The sequence below is a fragment of the Gallibacterium salpingitidis genome (assembly GCF_030517105.1).
Classification (GTDB): domain Bacteria; phylum Pseudomonadota; class Gammaproteobacteria; order Enterobacterales; family Pasteurellaceae; genus Gallibacterium; species Gallibacterium salpingitidis.
In genome coordinates this window covers 1,421,479-1,442,480 of the sequence record NZ_CP103875.1, presented here as the reverse complement: position 1 = coordinate 1,442,480, position 21,002 = coordinate 1,421,479, and the positions used below count along the sequence as shown (strand labels likewise).

Annotated in this window: 37 protein-coding genes, 1 tRNA gene and 1 pseudogene; 18 read left to right on the top strand and 21 right to left on the bottom strand. The window is 36.1% G+C overall.

Annotation, left to right across the window (positions count from 1 at the left end; all coding sequences use genetic code 11):
* The first annotated feature begins 203 nt into the window (after positions 1-203).
* Positions 204-1,403, top strand: coding sequence for a tyrosine-type recombinase/integrase (locus NYR30_RS06930; RefSeq protein WP_302500331.1), 1,200 nt, complete (start codon positions 204-206; stop codon positions 1,401-1,403).
* A 2-nt stretch (positions 1,404-1,405) separates the two neighbouring features.
* Here NYR30_RS06930 and NYR30_RS06925 read toward each other — a convergent pair whose 3' ends face one another.
* The 14 genes from NYR30_RS06925 to NYR30_RS06860 all read right to left on the bottom strand — a co-directional run bounded on the left by NYR30_RS06925 (position 1,406) and on the right by NYR30_RS06860 (position 9,510).
* On the bottom strand, positions 1,406-1,585 hold the full coding sequence (locus NYR30_RS06925; RefSeq protein ID WP_302500330.1) for a helix-turn-helix transcriptional regulator: 180 nt from the start codon (positions 1,583-1,585) through the stop codon (positions 1,406-1,408).
* A 57-nt stretch (positions 1,586-1,642) separates the two neighbouring features.
* Positions 1,643-2,449, bottom strand: a complete 807-nt coding sequence (locus NYR30_RS06920; protein WP_302500329.1) for a DUF2303 family protein — start codon at positions 2,447-2,449, stop codon at positions 1,643-1,645.
* 13 nt (positions 2,450-2,462) lie between these two features.
* Complete coding sequence (locus NYR30_RS06915; RefSeq protein WP_039081051.1) at positions 2,463-2,825, bottom strand: YfdP family phage-associated protein; 363 nt, start codon at positions 2,823-2,825, stop codon at positions 2,463-2,465.
* Positions 2,826-2,895: 70 nt separating this feature from the next.
* Positions 2,896-3,291, bottom strand: coding sequence for a hypothetical protein (locus NYR30_RS06910; protein WP_302500328.1), 396 nt, complete (start codon positions 3,289-3,291; stop codon positions 2,896-2,898).
* Positions 3,292-3,343: 52 nt separating this feature from the next.
* Entirely contained in the window at positions 3,344-3,943 is a 600-nt protein-coding gene (locus NYR30_RS06905) for a hypothetical protein (RefSeq protein ID WP_302500327.1), read from the bottom strand.
* Positions 3,940-4,635, bottom strand: coding sequence for an ATP-binding protein (locus NYR30_RS06900; protein WP_302500326.1), 696 nt, complete (start codon positions 4,633-4,635; stop codon positions 3,940-3,942). Before NYR30_RS06900 ends, NYR30_RS06905 begins: the two co-directional genes overlap by 4 nt.
* Positions 4,632-5,123: a siphovirus Gp157 family protein gene (locus NYR30_RS06895; RefSeq protein WP_065235133.1), complete on the bottom strand. Its 492-nt coding sequence runs from the start codon at positions 5,121-5,123 to the stop codon at positions 4,632-4,634. The genes NYR30_RS06900 and NYR30_RS06895 overlap by 4 nt, the downstream gene beginning before the upstream one ends.
* On the bottom strand, positions 5,120-5,431 hold the full coding sequence (locus NYR30_RS06890) for a hypothetical protein (protein ID WP_302500325.1): 312 nt from the start codon (positions 5,429-5,431) through the stop codon (positions 5,120-5,122). The genes NYR30_RS06895 and NYR30_RS06890 overlap by 4 nt, the downstream gene beginning before the upstream one ends.
* Positions 5,428-5,706, bottom strand: a complete 279-nt coding sequence (locus NYR30_RS06885; protein WP_302500324.1) for a hypothetical protein — start codon at positions 5,704-5,706, stop codon at positions 5,428-5,430. Before NYR30_RS06885 ends, NYR30_RS06890 begins: the two co-directional genes overlap by 4 nt.
* A 161-nt stretch (positions 5,707-5,867) precedes the next feature.
* On the bottom strand, positions 5,868-6,476 hold the full coding sequence (locus NYR30_RS06880) for an HNH endonuclease signature motif containing protein (protein WP_302500323.1): 609 nt from the start codon (positions 6,474-6,476) through the stop codon (positions 5,868-5,870).
* Positions 6,476-7,306, bottom strand: coding sequence for a tyrosine-type recombinase/integrase (locus NYR30_RS06875; RefSeq protein ID WP_302500322.1), 831 nt, complete (start codon positions 7,304-7,306; stop codon positions 6,476-6,478). Before NYR30_RS06875 ends, NYR30_RS06880 begins: the two co-directional genes overlap by 1 nt.
* Before the next feature lie 7 nt (positions 7,307-7,313).
* Complete coding sequence (locus NYR30_RS06870) at positions 7,314-8,249, bottom strand: N-6 DNA methylase (RefSeq protein ID WP_302500321.1); 936 nt, start codon at positions 8,247-8,249, stop codon at positions 7,314-7,316.
* Entirely contained in the window at positions 8,230-8,517 is a 288-nt protein-coding gene (locus NYR30_RS06865) for a hypothetical protein (RefSeq protein WP_302500320.1), read from the bottom strand. Before NYR30_RS06865 ends, NYR30_RS06870 begins: the two co-directional genes overlap by 20 nt.
* A 168-nt stretch (positions 8,518-8,685) precedes the next feature.
* Complete coding sequence (locus NYR30_RS06860; protein ID WP_302500319.1) at positions 8,686-9,510, bottom strand: hypothetical protein; 825 nt, start codon at positions 9,508-9,510, stop codon at positions 8,686-8,688.
* Between the two features lie 208 nt (positions 9,511-9,718).
* Between NYR30_RS06860 and NYR30_RS06855 the strand changes: the two genes are divergently transcribed.
* A complete protein-coding gene (locus tag NYR30_RS06855) occupies positions 9,719-9,940 on the top strand; it encodes a hypothetical protein (RefSeq protein WP_302500318.1) in 222 nt (73 codons plus the stop codon).
* Here NYR30_RS06855 and NYR30_RS06850 read toward each other — a convergent pair.
* The 6 genes from NYR30_RS06850 to NYR30_RS06825 form a co-directional block, all read right to left on the bottom strand.
* Positions 9,909-10,145, bottom strand: coding sequence for a hypothetical protein (locus tag NYR30_RS06850; protein WP_302500317.1), 237 nt, complete (start codon positions 10,143-10,145; stop codon positions 9,909-9,911). The genes NYR30_RS06855 and NYR30_RS06850 overlap by 32 nt on opposite strands.
* A 188-nt stretch (positions 10,146-10,333) precedes the next feature.
* A tRNA-Ile gene (locus tag NYR30_RS06845) sits at positions 10,334-10,424 on the bottom strand.
* Between the two features lie 515 nt (positions 10,425-10,939).
* Entirely contained in the window at positions 10,940-11,365 is a 426-nt protein-coding gene (locus NYR30_RS06840) for a hypothetical protein (RefSeq protein ID WP_039173588.1), read from the bottom strand.
* On the bottom strand, positions 11,365-11,679 hold the full coding sequence (locus NYR30_RS06835) for an STAS-like domain-containing protein (RefSeq protein ID WP_039173585.1): 315 nt from the start codon (positions 11,677-11,679) through the stop codon (positions 11,365-11,367). Before NYR30_RS06835 ends, NYR30_RS06840 begins: the two co-directional genes overlap by 1 nt.
* Before the next feature lie 5 nt (positions 11,680-11,684).
* On the bottom strand, positions 11,685-12,785 hold the full coding sequence (locus tag NYR30_RS06830) for a hypothetical protein (RefSeq protein ID WP_302500316.1): 1,101 nt from the start codon (positions 12,783-12,785) through the stop codon (positions 11,685-11,687).
* Between the two features lie 131 nt (positions 12,786-12,916).
* A complete protein-coding gene (locus NYR30_RS06825) occupies positions 12,917-13,612 on the bottom strand; it encodes a S24 family peptidase (protein WP_302500315.1) in 696 nt (231 codons plus the stop codon).
* Between the two features lie 125 nt (positions 13,613-13,737).
* Here NYR30_RS06825 and NYR30_RS06820 point away from each other — a divergent pair, with 125 nt between their 5' ends.
* From NYR30_RS06820 to NYR30_RS06795, 6 genes and pseudogenes are all read left to right on the top strand, one after another.
* Positions 13,738-13,938, top strand: a complete 201-nt coding sequence (locus NYR30_RS06820) for a YdaS family helix-turn-helix protein (RefSeq protein ID WP_039081855.1) — start codon at positions 13,738-13,740, stop codon at positions 13,936-13,938.
* Positions 13,939-13,990: 52 nt separating this feature from the next.
* Complete coding sequence (locus NYR30_RS06815) at positions 13,991-14,701, top strand: phage antirepressor KilAC domain-containing protein (RefSeq protein WP_080737800.1); 711 nt, start codon at positions 13,991-13,993, stop codon at positions 14,699-14,701.
* Positions 14,698-15,462 (top strand): helix-turn-helix domain-containing protein, encoded by a 765-nt coding sequence (locus NYR30_RS06810; protein WP_302500314.1) that lies wholly within the window; start codon positions 14,698-14,700, stop codon positions 15,460-15,462. Before NYR30_RS06815 ends, NYR30_RS06810 begins: the two co-directional genes overlap by 4 nt.
* A complete protein-coding gene (locus NYR30_RS06805; RefSeq protein WP_302500313.1) occupies positions 15,462-16,136 on the top strand; it encodes a replication protein P in 675 nt (224 codons plus the stop codon). Before NYR30_RS06810 ends, NYR30_RS06805 begins: the two co-directional genes overlap by 1 nt.
* A 2-nt stretch (positions 16,137-16,138) precedes the next feature.
* Positions 16,139-16,681 (top strand): annotated as a pseudogene (locus NYR30_RS06800) (phage N-6-adenine-methyltransferase).
* Positions 16,674-17,135 carry a DUF1367 family protein gene (locus NYR30_RS06795; RefSeq protein ID WP_302500312.1) on the top strand — a complete coding sequence of 154 codons (462 nt, stop codon included), beginning with the start codon at positions 16,674-16,676 and terminating at the stop codon, positions 17,133-17,135. The pseudogene NYR30_RS06800 and the gene NYR30_RS06795 overlap by 8 nt, the downstream one beginning before the upstream one ends.
* 96 nt (positions 17,136-17,231) lie before the next feature.
* Here the strand turns inward: NYR30_RS06795 and NYR30_RS06790 are convergent, their stop codons facing one another.
* Positions 17,232-17,447, bottom strand: coding sequence for a KTSC domain-containing protein (locus NYR30_RS06790; protein WP_302500311.1), 216 nt, complete (start codon positions 17,445-17,447; stop codon positions 17,232-17,234).
* On the opposite strand from NYR30_RS06790, the gene NYR30_RS06785 reads away from it, so the two are divergent.
* The 10 genes from NYR30_RS06785 (at position 17,423) to NYR30_RS06740 (ending at position 20,920) form a co-directional block, all read left to right on the top strand.
* Positions 17,423-17,593, top strand: a complete 171-nt coding sequence (locus NYR30_RS06785; protein WP_302500310.1) for a hypothetical protein — start codon at positions 17,423-17,425, stop codon at positions 17,591-17,593. The two genes, NYR30_RS06790 and NYR30_RS06785, sit on opposite strands and share 25 nt — an antisense overlap.
* Complete coding sequence (locus NYR30_RS06780; RefSeq protein WP_302500309.1) at positions 17,586-18,185, top strand: recombination protein NinG; 600 nt, start codon at positions 17,586-17,588, stop codon at positions 18,183-18,185. The genes NYR30_RS06785 and NYR30_RS06780 overlap by 8 nt, the downstream gene beginning before the upstream one ends.
* Entirely contained in the window at positions 18,185-18,589 is a 405-nt protein-coding gene (locus NYR30_RS06775; protein WP_302500308.1) for an antiterminator Q family protein, read from the top strand. Before NYR30_RS06780 ends, NYR30_RS06775 begins: the two co-directional genes overlap by 1 nt.
* 48 nt (positions 18,590-18,637) lie before the next feature.
* Positions 18,638-18,913: a type II toxin-antitoxin system RelE/ParE family toxin gene (locus tag NYR30_RS06770; protein WP_013747140.1), complete on the top strand. Its 276-nt coding sequence runs from the start codon at positions 18,638-18,640 to the stop codon at positions 18,911-18,913.
* 11 nt (positions 18,914-18,924) lie between these two features.
* Positions 18,925-19,209, top strand: coding sequence for a HigA family addiction module antitoxin (locus tag NYR30_RS06765; protein WP_039093854.1), 285 nt, complete (start codon positions 18,925-18,927; stop codon positions 19,207-19,209).
* 151 nt (positions 19,210-19,360) lie between these two features.
* Positions 19,361-19,693: a phage holin, lambda family gene (locus NYR30_RS06760; RefSeq protein WP_302500307.1), complete on the top strand. Its 333-nt coding sequence runs from the start codon at positions 19,361-19,363 to the stop codon at positions 19,691-19,693.
* Positions 19,686-20,093 (top strand): M15 family metallopeptidase, encoded by a 408-nt coding sequence (locus NYR30_RS06755; RefSeq protein ID WP_496196490.1) that lies wholly within the window; start codon positions 19,686-19,688, stop codon positions 20,091-20,093. Before NYR30_RS06760 ends, NYR30_RS06755 begins: the two co-directional genes overlap by 8 nt.
* A 3-nt stretch (positions 20,094-20,096) precedes the next feature.
* Positions 20,097-20,423: a DUF2570 family protein gene (locus NYR30_RS06750; protein WP_302500305.1), complete on the top strand. Its 327-nt coding sequence runs from the start codon at positions 20,097-20,099 to the stop codon at positions 20,421-20,423.
* Positions 20,404-20,610 carry an Rz1-like lysis system protein LysC gene (gene lysC / locus NYR30_RS06745; RefSeq protein WP_230586396.1) on the top strand — a complete coding sequence of 69 codons (207 nt, stop codon included), beginning with the start codon at positions 20,404-20,406 and terminating at the stop codon, positions 20,608-20,610. The genes NYR30_RS06750 and lysC overlap by 20 nt, the downstream gene beginning before the upstream one ends.
* Complete coding sequence (locus tag NYR30_RS06740; RefSeq protein WP_039083457.1) at positions 20,597-20,920, top strand: HNH endonuclease; 324 nt, start codon at positions 20,597-20,599, stop codon at positions 20,918-20,920. Before lysC ends, NYR30_RS06740 begins: the two co-directional genes overlap by 14 nt.
* Positions 20,921-21,002 lie beyond the last annotated feature (82 nt).

Below are 21,002 nucleotides of genomic sequence, written 5' to 3'. Positions count from 1 at the left end.
TCTTCACATTTCATAACATATCACTATATTTCAAAATAAAGATAAAGCCTTGTTACGCAAGGCTTTTATCATTTCAATGTATTTCATAGTATTTCAAGTTATATCAATTTTTTTGCGGTATAAATGTCGGTATAATATTGCGTAACTCTTAAAAAAGATCAAAAATACCGTCAACTTAATAACGGTATATTAGGAGACATATTATGCTTACTGATACAAAAATCAAGTCTTTGAAGCCTAAAGAGAAATTGTATAAAGTTGCTGATCGTGACGGACTTTATGTTGCGGTATTAACATCAGGCTCTATCGTTTTTCGATACGACTATAGAATTAATGGAAGACGTGAAACTTTGACTATCGGTAAGTATGGTGTTGATGGAATTAATCTATCTAAAGCTAGAGAGCTATTGATGATTGCTCGGAAACAAGTCAGTGAAGGAGTTTCTCCCGCTGCTGAAAAACGTAATGCGAAAAATCAAATTCGTAACGCAGAACGATTTTCTTCTTTTGCGGAAAGATATTTGGAAGATGTTAGATTAGCAGAAAGTACAAAAGCATTACGTATTGCGACTTATGAGCGAGATATCAAAAATACTTTCGGTAATAGATTGATGATAGAAATTACCTCAGATGATATTCGGCGGCATTGTGAAAAAATAAAAGAAAGAGGCGCTCCATCCACAGCTATTTTTGTAAGAGATTTGATCGCAAATGTGTATCGTTATGCAATTGCTCGAGGGCATAAGTACACTAATCCTGCCGATGAAATTTCTAATTCATCTATTGCCACATTTAAAAAACGCGAGCGTGTGTTATCTCCGAGAGAAATCCATTTATTCTTTAATGCCTTGGATGAAATGCAGTCTGATTTTGCTTTACGCAAAGCGGTAAAATTTATTTTGCTAACTTTGGTGCGAAAAGGGGAATTAATCAATGCGACTTGGGACGAGATTAATCTTAAAAACAAAGTATGGACTATCCCAGCTGAAAGAATGAAAGCAAATCGGACGCACAATGTTTATTTGTCAGAACAGGCGCTTGATTTAATTATTGCTTTTCAAATTTATTCTGAGGGTTCGCCATATCTGTTACCAGGGAGAACAAATAGAGGAAAACCAATTGCGAACAGTTCTATTAACCGAGTAATTGATCACTGTATTAAATATATAAACCGTGAAAAACCTCTAATTGATTATTTTACGGTCCACGATTTACGTAGAACTGGCTCAACGTTATTGCACGAAATGGGCTTTAATAGTGATTGGATTGAAAAATCTCTTGCCCACGAACAACAAGGAGTTCGTGCCGTGTACAACAAGGCGGAATATGAAGTACAAAGGCGTGAGATGATGCAAGCGTGGGCGGATAAGGTTGATGAGTGGATTAGAGGTGAAGGGATTTAGTACTAAGATCTTTCTTCGATCCATTTTTCAATATCCTTAGCGAGCCAAGCTACACGGCGATTTGATGCACTAACACTTTTCGGAAAATCTCCTTTTTTCATCATTCGCCAAATAGTCGGGTAACTTAGGGTTGTCATATTAATAACTTTTTCTTTACTGAGTAAAGTGATCTTGTTTTCCATAGCATTATCTCCATAAAAAAGCCTAGCAATGGCTAGGCTTAGTTGTAAGTACTAACGTTAAATATCAATTTCCCCAATATTCACAGTAATACCTGTACCATCAAGTGCATTCGTTAGCTTATCCGAAAACTCTTTTGCAATGGCTTCTTGTATCTGTTCCATTTTAATTAATCGTGCAACTAAAATTGGATAATCTCCGCCAGTTAAAATTGATAGTCGTAACGTAAATGCTTGGCAGCTTAATCCTTTGTATGTTTCGGTATTAAAAACAAAGTATTTTGGCATTTGCAATTTGCTTTTAGCCTCTACGCTTTCCATTGCTGATTTTGATGCGGCAAAATCGCTGACTTCGTGTTCTTCATTGCGTGCGTAATCTAATGTAATTTTACGCACTGCTTGTACTGCATTTGTTAGAGACATTTTCTCCTCACTATCAGTATATGGTGTAATAAAATCACCCCAATCTTCTAACCATTCAGAGAATGCACGTTGGTCGTGTCGTCTGCCTTGAAAATCTAATAATGCACTATAAGCAGCTGTTTTCTGCATATTGAGTAATGCACGGTGTGTTGCATGAAGAGGTTGTTCTAAAGTGCCAACATCAAAAATAATCTCTGCACTAAGATTTTGTTCATCAATAAAGCATTTAGCATTATCTTGATTATGCAGCTTTGCGTATGCAACTAAGCTATCAAAGTTAAATGTGCTGAATTTTGCACGAAACTGATTACGGAATTGATTATGTTTTTCAAGTGATACGATATTGACATCTTTAGGTAAAATAGCAATCGGGTAATCACTGTTACCGATATGCACACTTGATAACACTAAATCTTTAATTTGTTCTAAGTTTGTTTGTTCCATAGTTACTCCTTGATTACATTACTTTTAACTTTTTATCAAATGCTGGGTCGTCACTTTCTTTGAACATTGGCATTTGTTCTTTGTCTGGCGTTGCACAAATTGCACCGCCTTTATGGACATACATTGGTGTTGCTGTGGTATCTTCTTCTGATGATTTACCTCGTTTTGTTGGTTTGACATAACTTAATTTATGTTGGATTTGCACGGCTGGTTGATCGCTATCCATTTTTTTGATGGCGAATTCAACAACGACTTTTCCTGCCTTGTCGTGTGTAATTGCACCCATTGCAACTTCAGAAAGAGCGGTTGCTAATTTGTTTTCAAAAATTCCTGCATCAAGTTCTGAAATGAATTCGTGAATATCAGTTTTTGCCATAGTGTTTTCTCCTATTTTTGGTAATAAAAAAGCCACCTATAGGTGGCTTTGGTTTGTGAAAGTTTAATAATTATTCATTATCATTACGAAAGAACTGATCAAATATTAATTTGTGAGGCATATTTTTGATTTTACCTGCTTCGTCAATATGTAGATCAATATAATCTCCATAGTTGTTAGGTACGCAATGAGGAATGTAATCATTAACTAGTGTACCAATGATATTTCTGTTCTCATCCAATAAATAATATTCCCCATCATCACAGATTTTCATATTCATTTTTGCTGGATAGTTTTTTGGCCAGTTTTCAATTTTAAACGTATCTAAATCAATTATTCCGCACCATTGATCACCATCGCGCAATGGAAAATCATAAGGAATATCTTCATCTCCAAATCTAATAGGGATTACTAGTTTTATATATTTTACATTTACTTGTTTTGTTGTTGGTATTTCTATAATCATATGTTTATCCTTTCTCGTTTGTTGAGTAGTTTAGTGGTATTTTTTAACCACCTTAGAACGGCATATCATCATCAAAATCAGTAGTAGGTTGTCCAGAAGATTGATTTTGAGCTGGTATTGATTGTGGTTGCTGTTTTGTTCGTTCGTCTCGATCTTTGGTATGAGCAACAAGCCAATCAATACGTTCAGCGGGTTTATTCTCAATATGTTCAGATAGGGTTTTGCGTGTTTTAATGATAAACGGGCAGAGAATTTGGAAGTTGTAAGTATCTGAGCCATCTTGTTTTAAGCGAAGCACTTTTTGTAGCATTAATCCTATATATTTATTTGTTAATTCAGGTGCAATATATTTACCCGCAATTAACTGTTTGGATAAGGCTTGAACCCCTGTACACCCCATAATTGCTTGTATCATATTATGTCCGCCTTGTAAGGGCTGCCCATCTTTACCTTGATAGTAAATAGAAAGATAGTTGCCTTTTAATCCTTCTTGGGTTTCTACACTTAATTCTAGTGATAATGCACCGCTTTGTGCTTGGGTATATTCAGCACTGATAATCTTACAGAGATAAGCACCTGTTTCACTGATAAACTGTGAATTGCCTGCTTTAAGTGCTTGTTCTTGGTTATAGGTAAAAATAGGTTGGGTCATTGATGATTCTCCTGTTTAGTGGTGTCTTCTGCGGTTTGAGGTTCAGGGGTAATTCCCCAATAATCACAAATTTGGCTATCAACGTAGGCAAGATCGTTATCAATCTGTTGTTCCTCAAATAAGCCGATAGGGCTTTTTGTTGTATCGCTGCCGTTGTTTTGCGTGAGAAATGTGTACTTACCATCTGATACATTCGTTCGCAAGCAAACAGTAACAATCCCCTCTAAGGTGATTTTTTCGTCAAGCATTTTGCCAATCGTTTTAATTTTTGTACGACCTAAGTCGTCATTTTGTGTATGAGAGAGAATATAAACTCGTTTGTTATGTTCTAGTTTTCCAGCTAAATCAAAAATCTGCCAAGCGTGTAATCCAATTTCAGTGAATTTATCGTAACCTTTGTCTTTGGCACGACGCATAAATTCATTTGCCATTAAATATTGGAAATCGTCAATAACAATAATGTTTCGTTTTGTTTGCTTTAGTAGTTGGCAGATTTTATCTGCATTGTCACAAACAAAAACATTGCCTGTTGGGCAGTTCTCTTTATCAAAATATTTCCAATCTTTTGTTCTGAAAGGGAGTGGCTTTGAGATAACTTGAATAAGCAGTGTTTCATTCGGATTTAAATTGCGTAAGCTAGTGCTTTTTCCTGTACCACTTTCTCCTAAAATGAGTGTAGCAATACTCATCATAACCCCCTTAACTGTCTTGAACCTGTTAATACTACGCCTTGAATTTCAGCGCCATTCTTTAATGCGTTTAGCAGTGCAACACGATCGAGTTTTGGATCTTGTGGAATATAAAACTCATCAGGAATAACGGCATTTTCTGCAATATCTACCTTATTCATAATTGGATCGGTCATCTTTAATTTGAATAATGGGTTTTTAATTTCATTAGTGCCTGAATTAAGCATTGATGCATAGATAAGGTTGCGCAAGCGTTGCTGTTTACGTTCATACATTTTCTGAATTTTCTCTAACCGCTGTTTTTCTGCTTTTGCAGTTTCGGCTAAGATTTCTGTTTCTTTATGTAATTTCCATACTTCAGCTACTTTATCTTCAAATTCCATTTCCAAGCAGTTAAAGGCATCAATAACGGCTTGTTCGTTAGTAAATTCTTCATCATCAAGTAATTCATTGATATTTTTTAGTCGTTCTGAGAGTTGATATAAGCTCATAGTGTCACCTTAAATTGAGTTAATGTTTTGTGGTCTGCATTTTCTGCTGTTTGCACGTGGTAAAATTGAGATACATTTAAGATATGCTGCAATTTGTCTTTATACACTTGGCTAACTTTAAGCAACTGTATTGCATTAGTAATGTCGTGATAGCTTTCGTTAAGTAGCAATTCATCAAAAAATTCTGCCCATTCGCTGTCAGTTTTATATTGCTGACAAGCTAAGAAAAGTCGGTTTTTAAGCGATTTGAATGCTTGCTTTTTTATGATGATTGCTTGTTGATTGAGTTTTTCAAATATATCCATCATCTAAGACCTTTATCTAATCGAGCTTTAATCTCTTGTTGATTCTCTTTACTTAGCGGCGTTTGTAGCTCGCCGTGCGTTTCTTTCCACTCTTGATTAGCCCATTCCTCCCACGCGAGTTGTTCTTCTGCGAGTTCGGTTTCAAAGTTAAGTGTGTGGTCGTAATAATCCGTATCTTTATCGTATGTAGCAGCTTGAGCTGGTTGGCAACTTACGCCTAATATAAAGGCGATGATAACGGCAAAAATAAGATAGAGTGGTTCGTGCGTGAATTTCATTTTTTGCTCCTTATTTGAACAATTTATTGAATTTAGGGTGCAAGAAACCGCCACACGGTTCACGGGAAGTGCGGTCGGTTTTGGTTAGTGTTATCTGTCGCAAAACTTGAGAAACTCAACCATTTAAAATGAGAAGTTTTAAATTAGATATCTTTCCCATTTTAAGCGGTTTTGTTGTGCTTTCCTCTCGTGATGGCTTTCGCTTTTATTTGTGCAACTAAATCAATATAACCTTTTAATTCATCAGGTGTTTTTCGGTGCTTTAGTCTATTTAAAAGCAATACTTCCAGCCTTGTTTTTATTGCGAGATTTTCGATTCTGTCATCTGTGGGATCACCGTTTTTATGCCAAACCACACAACCTTTTGGTATGTTGCTATTATGTTGTTTACACCAAACATATTCTGCACGGCTTACCCATCTATCAGGTTCACTAACTTTAATGAGATAAATATTATCTTTAGAACAATATCTAATTGTTCCGACAGGCAATGTAGTGGCGGGTTTATTGCCTTTTTTAAAAGAGGTTTTATTAGGCTTAGAAACCCCTTTTGTACCTTTATTAAAGGGGATATTTCCTTTCTTGAAACGCCATGTTTCTTTAGGTCTTAGCCATTTTTCACGCTTACACTTTCCAGCAATATTTCCTACGGTCAAACTGCGGTTAAATTTTTCGTTAAATTTCGCAGTAAGTTCTTTTCTGGGTAAATGGCAATAGATCCTCAAAAATGAGGCTTCTTCTTCATTATAAGTAATCGATTTCCCTTTCATTACCAATCTATCGCCCTTTCTAATGCTTGACGCTGTTCTTTAGCTGACACTCTCGCGTATAATGCTGTCATATCTACACTTGAGTGACCTAGTAAATCAGATAACAACGTAACATCTTTTGTTTTTTTCAAAAATTGTATGGCAAAGAAATGGCGGAAATTATGAGGATGAATCAGCTCCTCTGGCACGCCACTTTTCTTCGCATAATATTTTAAGCCAGCAGCAACCGCTCTGCTTGTGATACGTTCACCCATTCGATTTTTAAATAAAAAATCTTTTTCGTGTTTAAAAAAGGTTTTAGACTCTTCAATAATGGCACTAGGAATGTGAATTCGTCTAATTTTTCCTTTTGTATATAATTCAATGTATCCTTGTTCTAAATGCTCTTTTTTGAACTGAAGTAGCTCACTTATCCTCGCCCCAGTATAAGCAAGGAATTTAGTGATGAAGTAATACCGCTGGCTATGCTGTTTTACACAGTGCAAAAACTTAGTGTAATCATCATAAGATAACATCTTATCGTCAAACGAACGTCTTGGGAGTTTGATGTTTTTTAGTTTTAAGTCAGCCTTCCCTTTGAAAGCTAAATAGTGATTTATCCCTGAAATACGGACATTAACAGTTTCTGGTTTAAAGTTCTCCATCAGGTATTTTTTAAAATTCAGCAAATCATATTTATCAATCTTTTTAAATAGTGAGAAATAGATAGCAAGGGCATAGGTATATATTTTAATAGTATTTTCAGATGACTCATTTTTGTAGAGGTAGTCTGAAAATAGCTCAATCTCTTTTTGATGTTGTGGTGTTAATTTTTCATGATAGGATTTCATTTTAATGTCACATACCTGTATATTTAAACGCTTTCACATCATTGCAAATATCATCGCAAAATTGATTAAATTCACTCTTAGAATTCATACTGAATGGAATATTGCTTGCTATAGATAAATCAACAAACATCTTACTTAACGTCAATTCACTTTTTATCCTTTCTCTAAAGGCATTTTTAGAAAGTGCTTCCATATCAGAAAATTCAATTTCTTCAACTTCCTCTTTTGGTGGAGAAACAGTTTCCCATTTTTCGTGATTAATAAGCCATTCATCGCTGGCAACTAGCGGCGTATTCTGTTTGAAATCAATAAGCTCACGAATGACATTTTGTGATGTTTTTTGCTTATCAATCACTAAAAACAATACGCTAATTGAAGTATCTTCAAAGGCGTTTTGAATTAAATTGAGTTCAACTAATTGACAACCTAGTTTTTCCCTAAAGATAGCTTCAGTGCTACGATATGCCATACCACTGGATAAAATAAAAAATCCCCAACGCTTAGATTGATTTAGCCCTTTTAGAACAAAAATATCATCAACATTGCCTTTATTCTTCCAATGAAACTCTTCTTGAATTGCTTTTTTCTCATTTTCAGCTAACCCTTTAAAGGTTAAAGAAAACGGTGGGTTCATCACCACACAATCACAAAGTGATTCTTGTGCTGTGGGATAATTAAAAAAGCTCATATTATGTATTTGAGCTTTTGGATAGTTTGTTTTTAATGCCTCACAAGATTCAGACTGTATTTCTACGGCAACAAATCGAGAGGGATTAATAAATTGCTCTAATTGACCGCTACCAGCCGCACCATCAAACACAGAGGGAGAGCACCCCACATATTTTTTTACTTTATCCGCAAGATATTGACGTAGTGGCTTGCCTGTAATAAATTCAGCTAACTTTTTGGCTTTAGCTCGATTATTATGTTCGACAAACGCCATTTGGCACACCTCCTTTTTTAGGTTCTTGGTCAAGTTCTCTTTTGTTTTCTAGCATCGAAGGTAATGGTTCAGTTACACCATAGTCCACTTTAAATTTTTGGGCGTCTAAAGCAAGCTTTGCATTGTTTACAATATTGTTAGCAATACTACTGATGGCTTTAGAACGCTCAATTTCTTCTTTTAAGGCATCTCCCGTTAAACCTTCATCATTTAAGCGTTCTAATTGCAGAAACAAATGCGTGTTTAAATCAATACATTTTGCTTTCATTCTAATACCTGCTATCTTGTCTAAAATAAGTCAGCTCATAATCAAGAGCGGCTTTATCACATTCACGAGGATCGAAGTTATCATCTTCGTAATACTCTTGATCTTGTTTGTTGATTGCTAGAGATTCGTAGTAATCTACGTCACTATCGTATTTCCAAGCGTTCATGATTAAATCTCCAGTCTTGATCTAGCTACCTCAATAAGTAACTGATACTCTCTTTTGGTTTTTTCGTCGTGAACTTCAGTAGATTTTTTCAAGAAATCCTCGACAGAGCCGCTAAAACAACCTCTTGTTGCAAGTAATGAACCATCTTTGGCTTTGTAAACTGTGAGCGTTCCATTTTCTGTACCGACGTTTGAAAACCAAACAAGATCAGATTTCTTTCTCACACTAGCGTCACCGCTCACACAAGCGTCACCGTACACCCAAGCATTACCGTACACCCAAGCATTACCGCTCACACTAGCATTACCGCTCACACTAGCATTACCGCTCACACTAGCATTACCGCTCACCCAAGCGTCACCGTACACCCAAGCATTACCGCTCACCCAAGCGTCACCGTACACCCAAGCATTACCGCTCACCCTAGCGTCACCGTACACCCAAGCATTACCGCTCACACAAGCGTCACCGCACACACAAGCGTCACCGCTCACACTAGCGTCACCGTACACCCAAGCATTACCGCTCACCCAAGCGTCACCGTACACCCAAGCATTACCGCTCACCCTAGCGTCACCGTACACCCAAGCATTACCGCTCACACAAGCGTCACCGCACACACAAGCGTCACCGCTCACACTAGCGTCACCGTACACCCAAGCATTACCGCTATGAGATAAGTTAGATTCTTTTTCTATATATCCACCTAAATCTCCAGCTTTTACGTCTCCTGCGGGAATATCCACAAGAGCTTTAATTTTGTATAACTTTACTCTTTTACCGTTTACTTCAACCTCGATGAAATCATCGGTTAATTCATATTTCATTTTTTCATTTCTCCTCTTCTTTTCTTTTTAAAGCTCACTCATAGAATTAGCTTTAAAAAAAAGCCATCAATAAAGATGGCAAAACCCAAACGGAGTTTATAATGCAAGTGCCTTTCTTTATACTTGTAAGGCTCAAGTCCTCTTGTTTGCCACAACGTTGAGGAATATAATGTTTTCGCCACAACTTAACATTTATGAGGAAAACATTATGAGAAAATCAAGTGCTGATTCATTAGCGTTACTTTTCGCAAGAGATATTGCTAAAACCTCAAGCGCTTCAGCTGTTCTTCCGCTTGATCACCTAGATCAGAAAAGTGCCAATAACATTGCCGACTTTGTGGAAACATTGTCAAAACGATTTGAGGCGTTAGATGACAACGTTTCTTTGTCTGTAATCTTTAATGCTTATAAGAGTCAATCAGACAAATAGCTTTACAAGCTGATTCTGCTAATTCCTCTGGCAAATAAGCCGTGTTTTTGGCAACACTTTCTAAAATAGCCTGTTTGATTCGCTCTTTATCCTTATCAGACAGGCTTTCTTCTACAATAACTAACTTCAACTTTTTAGGATTTCCTAACTGTTCGTTTAATATAATTTGTTTGATCATTTCGTGGTTTTCATTTTGATAGGTCATAATATTTTCCTTTTAATTTGATATAGAAACGCACTAAATTAAGTTCTGGCTTAGCTATCCTTAAATTGGTAATTGTACGATTACCCAGACCTTTAGCGGATCTCTTAATCAATGCGTTTCCTAATGCCTACTCAATGCGTTGTAGTGCAAACAAAATGAGGAAATTTGCATCAAGCAGGCATTAGATTTGGTAGTAGGTGAGGGAATCGAACCCACATCAGCCGATTATCTGTCGTTACGAGGTATAAGCTCGCTGCTTTACCGTTAAGCTAACCTACTAATAATGAAACGGTTCGCGGGCTTGTTCGCCTAGTTTCCCCAACCGTTGTAGCAATCTTTCGACTGCGCATTTCGCGCTCAAGCAAGTAAGCACCTACCCTTAATTTCCCCTTCCACCTCTCTTAGGTCAAGGAACACAGTATCTGCTCGGAGTCACTAACCTTAAATCAGGTTATAACTTACCGCCATTGCCACACCAATCTGTTAAAGAGCTTGAGATATTGTGTATCTCGTTTTGATGGGTTTAGTTTATTAAAAAATAAACTTTGGATCAACATGTTTATTTATTTTTTAATAAATATTTTTGTAATATGTTTATTAAAATATTAATAAATAAAGAAAAAATTTTTTAGGTAGGATGTTTGATTGCTTAATTTTTGATCAAATTGATATTATTGAGAGGAGAAAAGGATAAAAGAGCTTGTTTAGTGAACAAATTTAGTGAAATGAAATTTTAAGTTATCTAGATGAAATATAAAGTTATGAGAGATAAAAGTATTGTTATAATGTAGTAGTTAGATAAATTTTTTGTGATATTTAGAATGTACAGCATGTAACTTATAAATTAAGCTGCGAATAGCGATATTTCTTACTGTTAGATCATCTGAGAAGAGTTGGTTTGTTGTAACTTTTTTAACCTCTCTAATTTCTATGTTTGGATAAAAATCATTTTGAGCTAATTCCATAATTTCAGTACATTTACCTTGTAGCCTTTTATGGTATGCTATCATTAAATGAAAATCACCCTCATTTAATGAAGCTGCTTGTTTATGAACACGTAGAGCATCTTCAAAAATTTTATTGCATAGTTCTTGTAAAGAATCAATAGCTTCGTTATGTGCATTATGCCTTGCATTTCTTGCTCCTAGAAAATAACCAATTGGAATTGCTATAATTGAAACTAGTAGAGCGACTATTGAAATAACCTCTGAACTTTGCATTATTGTAACTCCGAAATGGCTGCGTTTATATATTCTCTAATTTCTTCAATTAGGTCAGGATCCTCTTCAGAAATAAAAATAATATTACTAATAATATTAGGAGATACTCCTAAACGAATTGCCCCACCAAATGCTTCCTCTAGAAAAGATGAACCATACCCTACAACACCATCTAGGTGCAATGTTATCTCTGGATCTTTTTTAGTTGCAGGGATAAGTATAGTATTTCTAAATTCTTCTCCACTAGCTTTTCCATCTTTAATATGACGGGGACCTGGAAAAAGGCTAAAGTCTTTCACATAAATATGTTGCATTTTATTTACCTTTGATTTGTATCAAGTGGCAGGTTCCATTGAACAATCGTTCCATCAATAGAGTAAGGAGACTCTTTGACTAAATCTGCTTTATTTCGACCATTATACACATACATTCCACGATTTGAACGAATAATTAAACTGCTATTTGGTGTCTTATCAATAATTGACCTAATATCTCCACCACCTTTACCACGATATCCCAGCCCTGTTCGAGTTTCTTTAATCAATGTTGAAGCTTTAATATATATGGCATCTGTCGTAGGTTTGCCTAGCTGTTGTTTTAATCTTTCCCAAATTTTTTCTAGCGTACTAGCTTTTTGAGTTTTTTCTAATGTATTCGGTATGCCATGCCCTAAATCACAAACAAAAAGAGAAAGTTCATTGTCTAATATGGCAAGTAACATCCACCATCGCTTAATTGGGAAATATCTATGAGTTTGAATATTTTCTGCATATGCATGCTCGACAGCGTTTGCAATGGCTTCAATATAACTGCTATACATTCCTTTGGTATTTACTCCCATTGCTTTAAGCTCATTGAGTAAGGGCGCCGTGATTGAGCCATCAGTATTATCACTTTGAATAAAATGCCAGCACTTTACATTTTTTTGAGAAGAACTTGATGTATAGTTAAAGCCAAGCATTTTATATAAACCAATATGACAAAATACACCATCTACATCATATGGACCACGTTTTCTTCTATCTGCTGGTTTAGGTTTTGGACGAATAACACTAAATTTTAACTCAGGATATTGATTCCTAATAGTATCTAGAGTGGCAATTAAGACAGCACAAGCTGGAGCATCAATAACAGAAGTTTCTCTAAAGTTTAATTTTAATATTTGGTGGTTTTGTGAAGCTAATTTTGCTTTTTTTTCAATTTCTTTTTTAAAAGAAACAAAAATGTGAGAAATTTCTCTTGCTAGTACAATTTTACTAGGAGCATAAACCTCCGCACATAGACGCCGAAATAATTTCTTTTTTTTGATAGATTTATATTTTATTTTTCCACCATTCATTCGGCGTCTTTTCTGTTTGGAAATCAGATTACGTAGCGTTCTCTTAATAACGATAGATCGCAATATTTTGAGTTTTAACATAATTTCCTCTGTATTCTGCCACTTACTTACATGAGATACAACGCGTGAAAGTTTCTTCATGAAATAAGTGATATTATCTTATTTCAAATTACCATATTAAATTCACTCAATAAGATTCAGATTCTTGTTTATCACAGCAACACTGAGTACCAGAAAACTTTGCCTAGAACCGTAAGATCTTCTAAGTTTGCGACTTCATCTGGGTGCTCTTCAGAGTTATAGCTTCTTATTTTCACCTGATTATTCGGCATATTGTAGAGGATTTTTATTCTTAATAATCCACCGTGATTTATCGCATATATCTTTCCATCTCTGATAGTTTTATTACCGAGATCGATCCCAACTGTTGTTCCGTCTGGAATAACTGGCTCCATAGAGTTACCATCCGCTGTAACGCAAACAGCATTTTCATATGATACGCCTTGTCTTTTTAAAGTGGCTTTAGAAAATCTAAGTTTAAAATTGTTATAGTCCATTATGTCATCAGCAAATCCATTCCCAGCAGATAGTCTAATTTCTTTGAAAAAAGGAACTTCTATCTCATCATTTGAGAGAGGAGTATGTCTATCCCATAATTCAAATGCCCCAATTTCTTTGATATTGGAAACGATATTATTGTTACTATCTACGCTAACGGGAGTATCTAAGTAAAACTCACCCATACCATAATCTTTTTCTAATCTTCTAGCCAATCTCTCCCCAAAAGATTTAGCTGAACCATTTATTTGCTGAGATATTAGACTTTTATCTTTATCAGGGTACTTCTTATCTGAGAAGAATCTTTTCAAATTTTCCCTACGAATACTAGTTAGATCTATTTTTTTCATAGATTCCTCCTTAGTTAATTTTTCACCATTTTATTTAGTATTTAGTAAATAAGCAAAAAATTAATGATTGACTTATTGTTTATCCATAAATAAACTTAATTTTATTTTTAACTAAACTAAAGTTTATGAAGCTGACAGAATATTTATCAAATAGACAACGTGGTTTTAAAGCAAATTTTGCAAAACAGGTAGGAGTATCTATGTGTTTTTTAAGAAACTGCGAGATGGGGAGAACAAAGATACCACCGTATTTAGCAAAAAAAATCGAGGTAGCTACAAATGGGGAAGTATCTAAATCTGAAATGCGCCCAGATTTATGGGATTAGTGTTTTGTGTGTAATAAAAAACCACCGCGGCAACGGTGGTTTAGGAGGTTAAATGAACCAATTAATTAAAATTGATAATACAGAAATTAGACAAGACGGTCAAGGACGATATTGTCTAAACGATTTACATCGTGCGAGTGGCGGTGAAAGTCGTCATCGCCCTACTTATTGGCTAACAAATCAACAAACACAAGAATTAATTAGCGAAATTTCAAAAGACGGAATTCCGTCTATCCTTACAAAACAAGGACTTGGAACATTTGTTTGCAAGGAACTTGTTTATGCTTATGCAATGTGGATTAGCCCAAAATTTCATTTATTAGTGATTCGTACTTTTGATGCTGTAGTGAATAAATCACAAACAATGGATCCAATGATTGCGTTAAATGACCCAGTTTATCTGCGTTCGGCATTATTAACTTATTCAGAAAAGGTGTTAGAGCTTAAACCAAAGGCAGAAGCATTTGATCGTTTAGCGACAAAAGCACAAGGATCTATGAATTTAACTAACGCAGCAAAACATTTACAGATGCAACCTAAGATGTTTATTCAGTTTTTATTTTCTCATCGCTGGATCTACAAGAGAGTGGGTTCTAAACCATGGATTGCTTATCAAGATAAATTACAGATTGGATACCTTGAACATAAAGCCAACCCTTATGAAGACAAGGATGGAAATTTAAAAATTAGTGAACAAGTCCTCGTTACAGCTAAGGGATTAGTGAAACTATCAGAAATGTTAAATAAGGCGGTAGAGCTATGAGTTTAATTTTAATGGCGAAAGTGATGGGAATTAAAGTCGGAAACCCTCTTAGAAAATTGGTTTTACTGAAACTTGCTGACAATGCGAATGATGATGGGATTTGCTTTCCTTCCTATCAATATATTGCGGATGTTTGCGAAATATCAAAAGCCAGTGCAAGAACGCATATTGAGGCATTAATTCAAATGGGATTTATCTCTAAAAAAGCACGTAAAAATAAAGATGGTTCAAGTTCTAATCTTTATGTTTTACACCTTGATAAGGGTGTGCCAGCAGATAGCATAGCTATGCTAGGAGATAGCACCCCTATGCCAGCAGATAGCATAGCTATGCTAGGAGATAGCACCCCTATGCCAGCAGATAGCATAGGGGGTGTGCTAGCAGATAGCACCATAACCAGTCACTCTATTAACCAGTCAGTTAACCATAAAAAAACTACGCAAAAAAAATCGCCTGTACTTGAGCTTTTAGCTGAATTTGGGATTACAGGACAACTGGCAGAAGATTTTATTACTCACCGTAAATCGAAAAGCGCACCAATTACTAAAACCGCACTAGAACGCCTACAAAAACAAGCTGACTTAGCCAAATTACCGCTTGCGGAGGTGGCGGAAATTATGATTGAGCGAGGCTGGCGAGGATTTAAAGCGGATTGGCAAAACGCACCACAGCCAGCCTCTCAAAAGCCTAGCAAAGCAACGTATGACGATAATGACGACCGTTGGTGGCGTGGGAAAACGATTGAGATTCGGGGGTATTAATGCGTAATTTTGCCAATACAGAACTTTCCGAGTTGGTGGGGAAAGAGCCTACTTATCAAGCCCCAGTTAGCGAACAAGTGATTCCGCCACAAGTAGCAAAATTTGTCGATCGGTTATTTTTTCGCTTAAAAGCAATATTCCCAGCGTGGAAAGCGGCATTTGACGGCGAAGAAAGTTATCAAGAAACCAAACGTTTTTGGTTAGAAGCGTTGGTGAATAACGGGGTAACGACTGCCGCACAATTTAAACGCGGTATTGCGCGTGCAGAACGTTCAGAAAGCCCCTATTTCCCGAGTGTTGGGCAATTTATTGCGTGGTGCAATACTGAAAATTACGCCGAGTTAGGATTACCAACACCTGATGAATTGAAACACCGCTTAAATAAATTTCGTGCGAATGGTGGTTTTTCGGAGATTGATCGCTTTGAGTTTATGTCAGATGCGGAATATTGGCTTATTACTGAGATTGCGAATAAATCAATCCAAAAGTCTTACAGTGAAGCGGAAGAGCTTCAAGCGATGAAAGAGGCGTTAGAAAAGATGGCAAAACGCTTAGAGAAAGGAGAGGTACTACCAAAACCAACTCGCTCATTACCTGAGAAAGTTGAATATCTGGATCCTGAAAAAGTTAAACAAGGTTGGGCTAATTTGAAAGCGTTAGTAGCGAGAGGTTAGTAATGAGTTTTGATAAAGACACTTGGCAAACGCCAAAGTACTTATTTAAGTGGATAGAAAATCGTTTCGGCTGGATTCATTTAGACGGCTGTGCGAATAAAGATAACGCCTTAACTGCGAATTGGATCGGGAAATTAGGTGTGATAGAGGATTTTTTGGTAGAGGATATTTGCGAACAGCTGCTTAATGTTGTTTGTGATTATTGCGAAGCACCCTAGCGGATTTTTGTTAATCCGCCCTATTCCAATGTAACACCATTTGTAAAACAGGCAAAAGTAATCCGTGATGCTGGTCATATGGTGATTATGTTACTTAACAACGATAAATCCACTCGCTGGTATCAAGAGTGTATCTACAACGTTGCAAACGAGGTTATCGACATTACAGGCGGACGTGTTAGCTTTATCCACCCTGTTACCAAGCAGGAGATTAAGGGCAACAGCAAAGGACAGATGATTGTAGTGTTCGATCCCGCCATGGAAGATTTTGTTACCCGACAAGTGAGTTTGGATTTTATTAAGCAGTGTGGTGCTTTTCATGGCTAAATTTCAAATGATTAAATTACCTGGCGGAGTGTTTTCTCCAGCTAATGAGATAGAAGAAGAACATTTAAAGCAGCTTAAAAATAACGAAATGTATGAAATTGAGATCAATACAAAAATAAATCCTGTTCTACATAGAAAAATGTTTCAATTCTTTAAGTTCTGTTTTGATTATTGGTGTGCAGATAACAGCTTACAGAAGTTTGCCAATGAAAAAACGCAATTCGATTACTTTCGCAAAGATTTATTAGTGCAAGCTGGACACTGTGAAATGGTATTTGATTTGAAAAATCCATCAGAATTTAGGGTAGTGCCAAAAAGCATATCTTACAAAGAATTGAATGATGATATTAAACGCCGAGAACTTTATGTGGCTATTACTCAAGCAGCAATATCAACAGTGTTTAAAGACTGTAAGGATGAAAAAATTATTAATCAGCTATATGCGTTTTTTTAATTTGGGGGATAAATGAACTGGGGATTTATCTTATCAATGTTGGGCTGCTTAATGTTTTGGATTTGTGTTCTGTTAGTACTTTTTTATGAATGATAACTAAGAGAATACACGGCGATAACGATAGTAAGGTTTAATAAAGTCAGCTACATAACCTCCTTTTGAGTAAGCGGCTAATAAGCCTTTATAGCGTTCAGGAGGAACACCTAAATATTGATAAATCGCACCACTACGGAATTTTATTTCAAGAATATGTTGATTTTCATCATAAGCAATAGAGGAAATATTAGATGAACGGACAGGAATATGTTGCATATCAACCACCTAAATTTACTGAAATGACAAAGGATGAAATTGTTAATCATTTTGCCAAGTATTGTTTTGTCGATCAAGAGGGGCATAAATTAGAACAATGTGATGAATTTATTAAATTAATTGAGTGTGTGGTTACCAATGAATAAACCAAATAAACAACATAAATGCAAGGTTTGCGGTAGCTATTACACTAAGACAGTAAGTAGTTTGCAAAAAGTGTGTAGTGTGGAATGTGCGATAAAGCTCAGTAAAGAACAAGCACGTAAAAAGCGTGAAAAACTAGATAAACAAGCAAGGGTAGAAAGTAAAAAGCGATTATCAGCATTAAAAGAGAAAAATAAAACTAAAGGGCAATTAATAAAAGAGGCTCAAGAAGCAGTTAATAGATATATTCGTGTTCGAGATGAAAATAAAGAATGTATTTCGTGCGGAACACCATTAATAAGTGAAAAGCTTGGTGGTGGGTTTGATGCTGGACATTATCGCAGTCGTGGGGCTGCTCCGCATTTACGTTTTTACACCTTAAATATTCACGGGCAATGCAAACGCTGTAATCGTTATTTAGGTGGTAACTATCATGAATATAGGGTTGGACTGATTGAGCGATTGGGTATTAAGAAAGTAGAGGAAATAGAAGCAGACAATCGAGAAAGAAAATATACCGAAGAAGATTTAAGGCAGATTAAGCGAATTTTCACGAAGAAAGTTAAGTTAATACAAAAAAGACGAGGTGTGTAATGGAGTATGTTTTTAATGATATTAAAAAAATTTGTGTTCAATGGGGATATTGGGCGACACCACGTCTAGGAACGGAATATCCAAGTATCTCTATTAGCATTCCTATTCCGATTGATGAGAGTAAGCGTAGGGTTTGTCCGATTAATGATGATTTAGCATTACAAATTGAACAATGCTTATTAGTAATGCGTAAAGTAACACCAGAACTGTATGATTTATTCATGGCAACCTATGCTTATCGTTTGCCGATTTACACAGAGTTAGATCTCGATCGTGTTCCTGTCAGAATTGGGCTATTAGAGCGATTTGGGATTAGTAGAACATATTACTTTGATCAACTTAAAATTGCTGAAACCTCATTAAAATTAATGTTAAGCCAAAATAAGTGTGTTTTTCTTGCGTAGTAGATTAATTATGTGATATATTTATATCACATTAAAAGAGGGTAAAATATGATTAAGAGTTTTAAACATAAAGGATTGGAACAATTCTTCAAAAAAGGAATTACAAAAGGATTGAGACAAGACCATGTGCGAAAGATTAATGGTATTTTATCTCTTGTTGATCGTGCGAATACGGTCGAAGAATTTATTCAATTTTATCAATGCCACGAATTAAAAGGTGACAGAAAAGGAATATATTCAATGACTGTTAGTGGAAATTACCGCATTACATTCGAATTTATTAATGGTGATGCGTATATTTTAAATTACGAAGATTATCATTAAAGGAGGTATTTATGCGTAAACCAGCACATCCAGGTGAAGTGTTATTAGATGGTTTTATTGAACCGAACAAAATAAAAGTGTCTGAATTAGCAGCCCATCTTGGTTTTTCTCGTGAAACTTTATCAAGAGTATTGCATGGTAAAACTGCAATGACAGCGAATTTAGCTATTGCACTCGAGGAGGCGGGAATTAGTACAGCAAGATTATGGTTGTCTTTACAGACAGATTATGATTTATGGGAATTAAAACAGAAAAGAGAACATCATATCAAACCATTTAATTTTGCTGTTGCTTAAAAATAAGAAATATAGTTGATTTGTCCGGACTAAAAGTATATATTGTTAGCTATAGTGCGGTTTTGCACGCTTGAAACGCACAGATGTTTTTTTCTAACCCTGATCGGAAACGGTCGGGGTTTTTTATTGCCTCTGAAATGGAGGTGGAGAAATGAAAATGCCAGACAAAGATCCTGGAGTGTGGCTCATTATCTGGGCGTATCTCCAACAAAACTACAATGCCATTGCGGGTTTCGTGATGGCTTTTTTTATGTCTATTTTACGTGCTTTGTTTTTGCAACAAAAAAGCTCTTATCGTCGGCGGGTATTAGATGGAGCGATATGTGGTGCATTAACGCTATCGTGTATGTCGTTACTAAATTTTTTAGGGATGCCAGAGAACTTAGCGGTATTTGCGGGTGGGATGCTAGGGTTTATCGGGGCGGAAAAAATACGTGAGTTTTTGTTTAGATTTATCAGTACAAAAGTAGGAAAAGATGAGTAAGTTTAAATTTTCAACAACGAGTGAAATGAGGCTTGTCGGTGTACATCAAGATTTGCTTAAAGTAGTACGAACAGCCATTTCAGAATCAGATTTCGATTTTATGGTTGTTGAAGGGAAACGTAGTAAAGCAAGACAAGCAGAACTTGTTAAAAGTGGTGCAAGTAAGACAATGAACAGTCGTCACTTAACTGGCCATGCCGTTGATTTAGCTCCAGTAATAATTGAGAACGAAAAAACGGTTATTGACTGGAATAATAAAGCGAAATTTAAAGCATTGGCGGAGCTCATCAAATCAGTTGGTAAGCGCTTAGGTGTTGATGTTGAATGGGGCGGAGACTGGCGTACATTTTATGACGGCCCACATTTCCAACTAAGCCGTAAATCCTATCCGGACAGGTGATATATGTTCACAACAAACAAATGGCTATATGTGATAGCTATCATTGCATTGTTACTTATCAGTGTAGTGTATCAATACAATCTTATTAAAGATTTAAAAGTTGAAATGGCTAAGCAGTCGGACACGATAGCAACACAAAGCGCAACGATTATCAAGCTACACGCAGATATGGCGAACAATCAAAGACTAATGTTAGAACTAAGTAAGGCTGAATCAGATGCAAGGAGTAAATCAGATGATGTTATCAAAAGTATATCAGCAGATGACAAAGCAAGTGATGCGTATAACAGTGCTGCTCCTCGTAATATTATTGAGTTCTTGCGCAAGTAAGCCGGTAACGACTGTTCAACCTCAAATCCCTGCGGTATTAATTAGCTATCTAGATAAGACAAACTTTAATGGTCGTACTTACGGTGATGTCGCACAGTATGCCGTTATTTTAAAGCGTGAACGTGATATTTGTTTGAATCGCATTGATAGGATTAGAGAGTGGCAGGTACAACATGCACAAAAATAAAGGGCGTGATTCGTGGCATCATCTTTACTATCGGAAATCGTGGAAACAATTGCGATTAGATCATCTATCCGAAAATCCACTATGTGAGTACTGTTTGCGAGAAGGCAAAATAACATTAGCTACTGTGGTGGACCACATCAAACCGCATAAGGGTGATTTACAGTTATTTTTAGACCCACATAACTTGCAATCACTTTGTAAGTTACATCATGACAGCGCGAAACAAAAAGCTGAAATTCATCAAATGCATGAAATTGGTTGTGATGTAAATGGCTTTCCACTTGATAAAAACCATCATTTCAATAAATAAAAAGTGATTAATCAGGGGAGGGCGGGTAAAAAGTTCAACGAAAAAGCCCAAGCAACCGCCCCTGGAACTCAATTTTATCGCT